8 protein-coding genes are annotated in these 10,170 nt (G+C 44.3%); 5 read left to right on the top strand and 3 right to left on the bottom strand.

The features are described from left to right. Positions 1-413 precede the first annotated feature (413 nt). From CHX27_RS02515 to pdeM, 4 genes are read left to right on the top strand one after another with little or no spacing between them, the layout of a single operon-like run. A complete protein-coding gene (locus tag CHX27_RS02515) occupies positions 414-1,448 on the top strand; it encodes a ligase-associated DNA damage response exonuclease (RefSeq protein ID WP_094485191.1) in 1,035 nt (344 codons plus the stop codon). Continuing rightward, complete coding sequence (locus CHX27_RS02510) at positions 1,445-3,046, top strand: ATP-dependent DNA ligase (RefSeq protein ID WP_094485190.1); 1,602 nt, start codon at positions 1,445-1,447, stop codon at positions 3,044-3,046. The genes CHX27_RS02515 and CHX27_RS02510 overlap by 4 nt, the downstream gene beginning before the upstream one ends. After that, positions 3,043-5,499: a ligase-associated DNA damage response DEXH box helicase gene (locus tag CHX27_RS02505; RefSeq protein ID WP_094485189.1), complete on the top strand. Its 2,457-nt coding sequence runs from the start codon at positions 3,043-3,045 to the stop codon at positions 5,497-5,499. The genes CHX27_RS02510 and CHX27_RS02505 overlap by 4 nt, the downstream gene beginning before the upstream one ends. 49 nt (positions 5,500-5,548) lie before the next feature. Continuing rightward, positions 5,549-6,208 carry a ligase-associated DNA damage response endonuclease PdeM gene (gene pdeM, locus CHX27_RS02500; RefSeq protein ID WP_094485188.1) on the top strand — a complete coding sequence of 220 codons (660 nt, stop codon included), beginning with the start codon at positions 5,549-5,551 and terminating at the stop codon, positions 6,206-6,208. Positions 6,209-6,230: 22 nt separating this feature from the next. Here pdeM and apaG read toward each other — a convergent pair whose 3' ends face one another. Together apaG and CHX27_RS02490 are read right to left on the bottom strand one after the other, a co-directional pair. Next, positions 6,231-6,617: a Co2+/Mg2+ efflux protein ApaG gene (gene apaG / locus CHX27_RS02495; RefSeq protein ID WP_094485187.1), complete on the bottom strand. Its 387-nt coding sequence runs from the start codon at positions 6,615-6,617 to the stop codon at positions 6,231-6,233. A gap of 65 nt (positions 6,618-6,682) precedes the next feature. Further along, positions 6,683-7,930 carry a type IX secretion system plug protein gene (locus CHX27_RS02490; RefSeq protein WP_094485186.1) on the bottom strand — a complete coding sequence of 416 codons (1,248 nt, stop codon included), beginning with the start codon at positions 7,928-7,930 and terminating at the stop codon, positions 6,683-6,685. A 348-nt stretch (positions 7,931-8,278) separates the two neighbouring features. Between CHX27_RS02490 and CHX27_RS02485 the strand changes: the two genes are divergently transcribed. Continuing rightward, positions 8,279-9,265, top strand: coding sequence for an NAD(P)H-dependent glycerol-3-phosphate dehydrogenase (locus tag CHX27_RS02485; RefSeq protein ID WP_094485185.1), 987 nt, complete (start codon positions 8,279-8,281; stop codon positions 9,263-9,265). A gap of 8 nt (positions 9,266-9,273) precedes the next feature. Here CHX27_RS02485 and rpe read toward each other — a convergent pair whose 3' ends face one another. Continuing rightward, entirely contained in the window at positions 9,274-9,924 is a 651-nt protein-coding gene (gene rpe / locus CHX27_RS02480) for a ribulose-phosphate 3-epimerase (RefSeq protein ID WP_094485184.1), read from the bottom strand. Positions 9,925-10,170: the final 246 nt, after the last annotated feature.

Raw genomic sequence — 10,170 nt, 5'->3', positions numbered from 1 at the left:
ATAAGCTGGAAATTAATTTAATACAATTTTTGTCGTGTACTTAGGCAACTAAGTATTCATTTAAAATGAGTGAAATTTTAGCAACATATTCATAAACAAATCCATACGATGATTATCTTTCTATTTTGAGCTCAGAAGCGTATCAAACAGAAATTAACTTCTATCGTCTGTTTCTCATGCAAGAAGAGCATTTAAACTATTTGCAAGAATACAAATTCCATAACGTTATTATCTAGAAGATAATAGCAGTTTTCCACAGCGGCTTTTTCTGTTCACTTTTAAGATAGACCGGCTTTTACTTTTGCTCAGAACTTCAAGTAGCGAATTAAAGCGTATCCCCTACCTCCCTAATCAAACGTTAAAGCATTCTCAAAATAGTTTACCGCTTTTCGCGATAAGCGTAATTTTAAAAAATGCGAAAACTTCAAACACCGCTACTGGCTTTTAACGATAAAGGAATCTATTGCGCACAAGCCGATGTATACCTCGACCCATGGCGCGCCGTAGATCGTGCTATAATCACACACGGACATTCCGACCACTCGCGTTGGGGACACAAACACTACATTACCCATCACACCAATGTGCCCATCATAAAGCACCGCTTGGGCGAGATCAACGCAACGGGCGTAGCCTGGAACGAAACCTTTACCATTAACGGCGTAACGTTTTCTCTACATCCCGCCGGACACATTATCGGATCCTCGCAAGTACGTGTCGAATATCAAGGCGAAGTCTGGGTCTTTACCGGCGATTATAAAACCGAAAACGACCTGCTTTCCACACCTTTCGAACCCGTAAAATGCCACACCTTTATCACCGAATGTACCTTCGGATTGCCCGCCTTCAACTGGATTCCACAACAACAAGTAATGCACGACATCAATACCTGGTGGGCCGAAAATCAGGCCGAGAAACAAACCTCGGTGCTCTTTGGTTATAGTCTCGGTAAGGCGCAACGCATTCTGAAATTTCTCGATCCATCCATCGGCCGCATCTACACCCACGGCGCCGTTGAAAATATGACGCAAGTGCTGCGCGAGTTCGCTCAAATGCCTGAAACCATTCCCTTAACCAAAGCCGTGAAAAAAGAAGATCTCATCGGACAAATGGTCTTAGCACCACCTTCGGCGCACGGCAGCGTATGGCTAAAAAAAATGACGCCCTACGTAACAGGAACTGCCAGCGGTTGGATGACCTTTCGCGGAGCACGCCGCCGACGAGCCATCGATAAAGGATTTGTGCTCAGCGATCACTGCGATTGGAACGGACTACTTTCTGCCATAACCGCAACCGGAGCCGAAAAAGTAATCTGTACCCACGGTTATGCCGATATTTTCTCGCGTTACCTCCGAACTTTGGGTTACGACGCCCGAACCGAGCAAACCCAATACGAAGGCGAAATGGCCGAACTCAACGGCGAAGAAAAACTAGAAGATGCCGTATGAAAGACTTCGCCGAACTCATACGAGCACTCGACAGCTCGAACAAGACCAATGTAAAAGTAGCCGCATTAACCAACTACTTCAAAAAAGCCAGCGATGCCGACAAAGTTTGGACCATTGCCATTCTTTCCCACCGCAGGCCACCGCGCCCCGTAAATACAACACTCTTGCGCGTTTGGGCTAACGAACTCGCAGGAATACCGCTGTGGCTGTTCGAAGAAAGTTATCATATTGTGGGCGACTTGGCCGAGACCATTGCGCTTATTCTTCCGCCCACTCAACAATCGTCCGAAAAATCGCTGAGTCGCTTTTTGGAAGAAATGATTGCGCTTAAAGCCAAATCCGATCCCGAAAAACGCGAATACCTACACGAAAATTGGATGCAACTCAACTATTACGAACGCTTTGTGTTCACCAAACTCATCACCGGCAGTTTCCGAATCGGCGTAAGCCAAAAGCTAATGACACGCGCCTTGGCCAATGCTACCGGCGTCGATGAAGATGTACTTGCTTACAAATTGATGGGCGATTGGAAACCGGCAAAAACCACTTTCGAAGATTTAATTCTCGCCGAACGCAGCACCGATTTCGAAAGCAAACCCTTTCCGTTCTTCCTCGCATATCCCGTAGAAGGCGAACCACAAGAGCTCGGGAATGCCAACGAATTTGCCATCGAACACAAATGGGACGGAATCCGTTCGCAAACCATTGTTCGAAACAAACAACTCTATGTGTGGAGTCGTGGGGAAGAACTCGTAACCGATAAATATCCGGAACTGCAAGTGTTAACTCAGCTATTTCCCGACGGAACCGTAATCGACGGCGAGATTTTACCGTGGATCGATAACAACATCGGCACGTTTAACGATTTACAAACACGCATCGGAAGAAAAACCGTAAGTGCCGATTTGCTTCGAAAAGTTCCCATTCGAATAAAAGTATACGATTTATTAGAATTTGAAGGCAACGATATCCGACAACTGCCGTACCGCGACCGACGGAATTTATTGAAAACCGTACTGAACCAACTTCCAACTGATGCACCCATACTCGAATCGGAGTTTTTGGTTTTAGATTCTTGGGAAGCCGTTGAAGCCGAACGAAATCGAGCTCGAGAAATGCGTTCCGAAGGTCTGATGCTGAAAAAACTCGACAGCTCGTATCAAGTAGGTCGTAAAAAAGGCGATTGGTGGAAATGGAAAATCGAGCCTTTATCCATAGACGCCGTTCTAACTTACGCCATGCGCGGCTCGGGGCGGCGTGCCAACTTGTTTACCGATTACACCTTTGCACTTTGGGAGGAACAAGAAAACGGCGACAGACAACTCGTTACGTTTGCTAAAGCCTACAGCGGATTGACCGATGCTGAATTCCGGCAAGTCGACGATTGGATTAAGAAAAATACACTAGAACGTTTTGGTCCGGTGCGCAGCGTAAAACCCGAGCTGGTTTTTGAAATCGGTTTTGAAGGAATTGCATTTAGCAAGCGGCATAAATCGGGAATTGCCACCCGTTTTCCGCGTATTTTGCGTTGGCGTACCGATAAAAAAATCGACGAAGCAAACACACTAGACGATTTAAAAAGCTTGATTCCGAAATGACAAACGTAGAATTATTTGCGCGAGCCGATTCGTGGTTTCAAAGTCAGCAGTGGCAAGTGTTTCCGTTTCAAAAAGAAACTTGGGAACACTACCTCGCAGGCAAAAACGGCTTGCTAAACGCACCCACCGGCAGCGGGAAAACGTATGCGTTGTGGATACCGATTGTACTTGAACAAATTCGAGCACGATCTCGTTCCGCGAAAGCGAAAACCGGCATAAAAGCCATATGGATCACGCCTTTACGCGCTCTTTCAGTAGAAATTAAACAGGCGGCCGAACGCGTTATCGAAGGATTTCAGCTCGACTTAACCGTGGGCATTCGAACCGGCGACACCGCAGAAGCCGAACGTAGAAAACAGCAAAAACAGCTACCTGACTTACTCATCACAACGCCGGAAAGCCTGCAACTGATGCTCGCTTCTAAAGATTACGCACAGCGCTTAGCGCATTGCCAAGCCGTTGTCATCGATGAATGGCACGAACTTCTGGGCACGAAACGCGGCGTACAGATGGAACTTGCGCTGTCGCGGATGAAAACCATTGCACCTAATTTGCGCATTTGGGGCATTTCGGCAACCATCGGAAATCTCGAACAAGCACGTGAAGTTTTATTGGGTTTAGATTCGAAAACAAACGAAAAGGCTGTACTCGTGCAAGCCAATATTCAAAAGCAAATTGAAGTATATGCGATACTTCCGGAAACCATGGATGCCTATCCGTGGCGCGGGCACATGGGTTTACACCTGCTCGACGAAGTAGCTGCCATTGTAAAGCGAAGCAAAACCACACTTATTTTTACCAATGTTCGATCGGCTTGCGAAATTTGGTTTCAGCAATTACTCGACAGATATCCTGAATTTGCTGGTGAAATTGCTATGCACCACGGCAGTATCGCCAAAGAAACCCGACTTTGGGTGGAGCAAGCCATTCGCGACGAGCAACTGAAAGTAGTTGTGTGTACGTCGAGTTTAGACCTCGGCGTCGATTTTGCTCCAGTTGAAACCATTATTCAAATCGGAGGTCCAAAAGGTGTAGCGCGATTCATGCAACGTGCCGGCCGAAGCGGTCACCAACCGGGAAAAAAATCGGTGATTTACTTCTTGGCAACGCATGCCATGGAACTAATCGAAGCATCGGCACTTCAAAAAGCCGTAAAACACACCTTGGTCGAAGATCGTATTCCGTATCTAAACAGCTTCGACGTTTTGGTACAATACCTAACTACACTGGCCGTTTCCGATGGTTTTTATCCAAACGAAATTCGCCAAGAAGTTCAAAATACATTCTGTTTCCAAGCAATGACCGACGAGGAATGGCGTTGGATTTTAAATTTCATCTCTAAAGGCGGACAAAGCTTGCAAGCATACGACGAATTCAAGAAAGTAGAAATCGAAGCCGACGGAAAGTTCAAAGTCAACAGCCGTAAAATTGCCATGCATCACCGCATGCAAATCGGTACGATCGTTGGCGACGTATCGCTGCAAGTCAAATTTCTCGGCGGCGGATACATAGGTTCTATAGAAGAATACTTCATTTCGCGACTAAAACCCGGTGATATTTTCCAGTTCGGCGGACGCAGGTTAGAACTCTATCAAATCAAAAACATGCAGGTTTTGGTGCGCAACGCAACCGGAAGCGGAAAAGCAAAATTGGCCAGCTGGCTCGGCGGTCGGCTTTCGTTCTCCGCACAAATGTCGCAACTCCTTCGAGAAGAACTCTACCGCGCCAATACATCGGATTTATCCGTTGAACTCGCGGCAATGGAACCTGTTTTTACCCGACAAAGACGCGAATCAATTGTGCCTTCGAGCAACGAATTCCTGATCGAGACCTTTAAAACACGCGAAGGATATCACAGTTTATTTTATCCGTTTGAAGGTCGGTTTGTGCACGAAGCCTTAGCCAGTTTGTTGGCGTACCGCATCAGTTTGCTAACGCCCATTAGTTTCTCGCTCGCGTACAACGATTACGGTTTCGAATTGCTTTCCGACCAACCCATCGATTTAGAATCGGTAATCGACAATAATTTGTTTTCAGCTTCTTACGTACATCAAGATTTGCAAAGCAGTTTGAATGCCACCGAAATGGCCAAACGCAAATTCAGAGATATAGCCGTGATAAGCGGATTGGTTTTTACGGGTTATCCCGGTAAATTAATTAAAACCAAACATTTACAAGGAAGTTCGCAGCTGTTCTTCGAAGTATTTCGCGATTACGAACCCGATAATTTATTGCTGCAACAAGCCATTCGCGAAACCTTCGAACATCAGTTAGAAGAAGGACGTGTGATTCTGGCCTTGGAACGTATTAACCAACAAAATATCGTCGTCAAAGAATGTTCAAAACCCACGCCGTTTTCGTTTCCAATTATCACCGACCGACTTCGAGAGAAACTCAGCAGCGAAACGCTTGCCGACCGAATTGCGAAAATGACCGCCAGTTTTATGAAGTAATTGTCGGCTCGTTTCCCATACTTGAATTAACTTGCATCGGAATTTATCTGTGACAACGCTACTCAAATACAATCAGCTCGAATTCGTTTTGCATTACTCCGGAGCCGCTTTCTGGAAAAATGGAAACTGCTTATTAATTGCCGATGTGCACCTCGGTAAAGTGGCGCATTTTCGCAAAAACGGATTAGCCGTTCCGGCAGCAGTAGGTTTGGTAAACTTCGAGTTGTTAGAAGAAGTGCTCTCATTTTTCAATCCGAAATCAGTAATTTATCTCGGCGATTTATTTCACTCCAAAACCAACAACGATTGGCGAGCGTTTTCGGCGTTTATAGAAAGAAATGCAGAACAAAAGCACGTATTGGTCGCCGGAAATCACGATATTATTTCAGAATCACATTACAAAAAGTTGGGTATTGAAGTAGTGTCCGAAATCGAAACCCACGAATTGTTACTCACGCATCATCCTACCGAAACCGATTCGAAGCTAAACATCTGCGGGCACATACATCCCGGTGTTTTGTTGCGTGGTGCTGGCCGACAATCCTTGCGATTGCCTTGTTTTTTTCAATCTCAAAATCAACTAATTTTACCTGCCTTTGGCGTTTTTACCGGAAAGTACATACTCGAACCAACCGCAACGGATAGGGTGTTCGCTATTGCCCAACGCGAAGTTCTCGACGTAAGTGCGTATTTTCAGAACCAAGTTTGAAATACAAATAAAAGCGCTGAAATTAATTCAAGGCGAAATCGGCGCTTAATTTAAAGCTCGGCACAATTACCCGAAAATTGCGGGTCGTTGTAAAATTAATCATGTTGAAATAGCCGCGCATAGCGCCAAATGGCGAAGCCAATAAACAGCCTGAAGTATAGCTGTAACGCTCGCCGGGTTTTAAAACAGGTTTTTTCCCAATCACACCCTCGCCATCAACGGTTTCCATGTTTTGAAGCGCATCGAAAATATCCCAGTGTCTCGACATCAATTGTACGCTGTCTTTACTGTGATTTTCTATCGAAATTTCATAACAAAATGCGTAGTGCAACCTACCATTTTTGTAGTAAGTACCTTCAAAAGAAGTTCTAACCGAAATTTTTATCCCTTGTGTTATTTGAGTAACCATAGCGCTCAACCAGTTTCACACTTCAAAGTTAGCAAATTTTCGAACGAAGCAAGTTTAAATCTTTGTTAGTTGCTGATATCAATCGAACTAGCACTGCCTTTTCCAATAATACGATCGTATCGCTGACCGTTTTCTCGGTAATACACCAAAGCAAAATAGTTGTTTTCCGTTTGGTAAAAGTTGCCGTCGGGAGCATTTTCGTAATCAATTTTCCCGTTTTCCGAGGCAATAACATATTGGTAGTTCGTAAATCCTTGTTTTAAAATCAATGCTTTTTCAAAATAGCCGCCTTCGGTATTGTAATCCATTTTAAATTCGGGTGCTAACGACCAGTTGTTAAACATTCCGTTAATATACACACCGTCGTTGCCCATATAGGTTGGCGCAACCAATCTAAAATACACCCAAGCGTAGTCGGCTTCAACAGCGTTGTTTTGCGAGTTTAAGTTCTGAACTTGATAAATACCGTTTACATCGGGTGCGTAGGTGTAAGGCTGGTTGGCGCGTGCGTTGTCTGGATATAAATACGCAATGTAAGTTTCTTTACTTTCAATCTTTGCAATAAAATTGTTCGCTGCCCGAATGTCCTTGTTTTCAAAAAATCTGTATTCGTTTCCGCCCCAAAATTGCGTTTCCTTGTCGTAGCGGTAAATCAAATCGTTGCCAATAGTATATTGCGGCTTAATGTTGGTAATTCCCGTTTTGAAATCGCCGTTTTTCAGCAACCAAACTTTTACGTTTTGTAAGGGCGCTTGAAACAAAATATCTTGCGATTTAATCGAAAATTCTACGTTTTGTTTGTATTCAATATCTTTTAATGTACGCGGACGTTTAATAACCATCGGAACCGAAACACGATCTTCATAAATCACAAACTTGCGCGAAAAAACCACTTCGCGATCCGAGTTCAAAATCTGAATAATGTAGTTGCCACTAACGCGAAAACTCATAAAACGGTTCGGAAAGGGCATGCGGTAATGGCAATACAATTGCACGGTGTTAAACGAAGTCAAATAATCCTGAATGCGCTGCCCATCCACGCCGTTTAAGTACTCCGCTTTTGCCAATTCCGATTTTTTCCAATCGTAATCGCAATGCACAATTTCAAAGTAATAATCGGCTTCGTCGCCATGCAAATCATCAAACTCAAAATGAAAATTGTCGTTTAGTTGAAACATCGGCAACACCATTTTTCCGTCCTGAAAAAATGCAGCCGTTTTTATATGAAAAGGCGGTTCAACTTCTTTTTGAAGCTGCGAAAAACCTGAATACACATTTAAAAGAAACCACAATCCGAGAAAAATTGCACGCATGGTAGAAAGTTAAGTGAGGTAAAGATAACGATTGTACACGAATTTTAGTTGTTTTTTGGGCGCGCCGGCACAGTAAAACCCGAAATTTCGCTGTAATTCGAACGGTAGTATAGGGTTTTCCTGCGCCGTCAGGCTTTCGCTCATACGCCTCGCAACAAAAACCGCTTGTACGCGCTTTTTGTCGCTGCGGGGTAATCCGCTCTATCCTTCGCGCGGCCAACTAAACCCAAGATTTGTGCCAAAGAAAAACCATTTCCAAAAGTTACGAAATCGAATTCGCTGCAATTTGCTTTCAAATATCAAAATCAGCTGCTTACATTTGCCACGCTAAACACAAAAGCGTAGTAAATGACTAAATTTGCAGTTATCGGCGGCGGAAGCTGGGCCACAGCCATTGCCAAAATGCTGTGCGTAAACGAATCACGCATAATTTGGTATATGCGAAACGAAGCAGCCATCGAACACCTGCAAACGGAGCATCACAACCCAAACTACCTGAGTTCAGTAACGTTTCAAATCGAAAAACTCGATCTTACAACCGATATCAACTACGCTATCGCAAATGCCGAAATCATCATTTTTGCTATTCCGTCGGCGTTTCTTAATAACGAACTTGCGAAACTCGAAGTTGCACTCAATGAGAAAGTTATTTTCTCGGCAATTAAAGGTATTGTGCCCGAAACCAGTTTAATTGTTGGCGAGCATTTTCACGAAGTGTATCAAATTCCGTACGAAAATATTGGCGTAATCACCGGGCCTTGTCACGCCGAAGAAGTAGCTCTCGAGCGTTTATCGTACCTAACTATTGCCTGCGCCGACGCCAAAAAAGCAAAGGTCGTAGCACACGCGCTGTCCGGAAACTACATCAAAGCAAAAATCAGCGACGATATTATCGGAACCGAATACGCCGCAATGCTCAAAAACATTTACGCCATTGCTGCTGGTATTGCGCACGGCTTGGGTTACGGCGACAATTTTCAGTCGGTTTTAATGAGTAACGCCATTCGCGAAATGAAGAAGTTTATTCGCAAAGTGCACAAAATGAAACGAAACATCAACAACAGCGCATATCTCGGCGATTTGTTGGTAACCGGTTATTCGGTTTTTTCGCGAAACCGCATGTTCGGAAACATGATTGGTAAAGGCTATACCGTAAAAAGTGCCATGATGGAAATGAGTATGGTTGCCGAAGGCTACTACGCGGTAAAAAGTGCGTACAAACTCAACGAAGAATACGGCGCCAAAACACCTATAATCGACGCGGTTTACAGCATTTTATACGAAGGTAAAGAAGCGCGAAAAGTCTTTAAAAAACTTACCGAAAAACTCGATTAATACAATCGTTAATGTGCCGTTTTTAAGTCGGCAATAACTTGTAACGGGTTTTCGGCTTTAAACACAAAATTACCTGCCACTAAAACATCGGCGCCCGCTTGTAATAAGGCCGTTGCGTTTCCGCTGTTTACACCGCCATCTATTTCAATTTGGGTTTTTGCTCCCGTTTCAACGATCAGTTTTTTAAGGGCACGTACTTTTTCGTAGGTGTGTTCAATAAATTGTTGTCCGCCAAAACCCGGATTAACGCTCATTAAACAAACCAAATCGATTTCGCGAATGATGTCGGAAAGCAAATGTACCGGTGTGTGCGGATTTAAAGCAACTCCTGCGCGCATGCCGTTACTTTTTATGTGTTGCAAGCTGCGGTGTAAATGCGTGCAGGCTTCGTAATGCACCGTTAAGGTAGCGGCACCTAATTTGGCGAAGGTTTCGGTATATCGGTCGGGATCGACGATCATTAAATGCACGTCGAGCGGTTTTTTTGCGTGTTTTTGAATGGCTTCGAGCACGGGCATACCAAACGAAATGTTGGGTACAAAAACCCCGTCCATGATATCGATGTGAAACCAATCGGCTTGACTTTCGTTGATGCGTTCGACGTCGCGTTGTAGATTAGCAAAATCGGCTGCAAGTACAGAAGGTGCAATAATAGGCATAGTTGTGTTGTTTGCGGCAAAGGTAGCGGAAAGTTTTAAAAACACGTATTGTGGGTTGGGTTGGGTGCATCAGGGATGGCACGGAAATCCTTTTACTGCGAGGGCGCGAGCAGTAAAAACCTGAGTTCGATTAAAAATCTTTGTCAGAACGCTGAAAATAGTTAAAATGAAAAAACGGGTATCCTTAGGAATGAACGACCCAGACGCTAAACAGATAAACGGTCGCCTACTTCGTTAGAATTTTTT

The sequence above is a fragment of the Flavobacterium aurantiibacter genome (assembly GCF_002251775.1).
Classification (GTDB): Bacteria; Bacteroidota; Bacteroidia; order Flavobacteriales; family Flavobacteriaceae; genus Flavobacterium; species Flavobacterium aurantiibacter.
Note: the sequence above shows the minus strand (reverse complement) of the source record. Positions and strands in the feature narration are given on the sequence as shown.

Bases quoted from the DNA above. Each gene is read 5' to 3' on its own strand.
- CHX27_RS02515 (WP_094485191.1), top strand. From the start codon at position 414: ATGCGAAAACTTCAAACACCGCTACTGGCTTTTAACGATAAAGGAATC.
- CHX27_RS02510 (WP_094485190.1), top strand. From the start codon at position 1,445: ATGAAAGACTTCGCCGAACTCATACGAGCACTCGACAGCTCGAACAAG.
- CHX27_RS02505 (WP_094485189.1), top strand. From the start codon at position 3,043: ATGACAAACGTAGAATTATTTGCGCGAGCCGATTCGTGGTTTCAAAGT.
- apaG (WP_094485187.1), bottom strand. From the start codon at position 6,617: ATGGTTACTCAAATAACACAAGGGATAAAAATTTCGGTTAGAACTTCT.
- CHX27_RS02490 (WP_094485186.1), bottom strand. From the start codon at position 7,930: ATGCGTGCAATTTTTCTCGGATTGTGGTTTCTTTTAAATGTGTATTCA.
- CHX27_RS02485 (WP_094485185.1), top strand. From the start codon at position 8,279: ATGACTAAATTTGCAGTTATCGGCGGCGGAAGCTGGGCCACAGCCATT.
- rpe (WP_094485184.1), bottom strand. From the start codon at position 9,924: ATGCCTATTATTGCACCTTCTGTACTTGCAGCCGATTTTGCTAATCTA.